Genomic DNA, 563 nt, shown 5'->3' with positions numbered 1-563 from the left:
CATCGGCAGGAAGTGGCCGACGTCGATCACCTCGGTGGCCTGGCCCTTGATCACGGCCGAGCCCAGGATGCCTGCACCGGCGCCGCCGACCTCGATGTTGAGCCGTTCCTCGACGATGTCGATGATCTCGTCGACGACGAGGCCCATGGAGCGGCCGTCATCGGCGAACACCAGGATCGGCTGGGTCCCCTGCGCGGCGACGCTGACGCCCTCCATGGCGACCAGCGGCATCAGCTGCTCGCGGTACTGCACCATGTGGCGGCCGTTGGAGACCTCGATCTTGTCGGCCGGGAGCTCTTCGAGCCGGGTGACGAGCCCGAGCGGGACCGCCTTGGGCTGCGCCGAGCCGGCGCGGAACACCAGGAGCGAGGTGGTCTGCTCGCCGGTGCCGATGTGCAGCGCCCCGTTCTCCTCGCCGATGTCGTGGGCCGAGGAGCCGGCGGCGCCGAGCGCCTTGGCGATGCCGTTGGGGTCGATGATCATGATGACCGCGCCATCGCCCAGGATGGTGTTGCCCGAGAACATGTCGATGTGCCGCAGCTTGGTCGACATCGGCTTGACCA

At 68.6% G+C, this 563-nt stretch carries 1 protein-coding gene; it reads right to left on the bottom strand.

What is annotated here, in order from left to right; translation table 11 throughout:
• Positions 1-563: chemotaxis protein CheW (locus AC629_RS44040; RefSeq protein WP_210419243.1), on the bottom strand; the 563-nt coding region annotated here is incomplete at both ends.

This window comes from Bradyrhizobium sp. NAS80.1, assembly GCF_001908205.1.
Lineage (GTDB): Bacteria > Pseudomonadota > Alphaproteobacteria > Rhizobiales > Xanthobacteraceae > Bradyrhizobium.
This window is presented reverse-complemented; position numbering and strand designations above follow the sequence as displayed.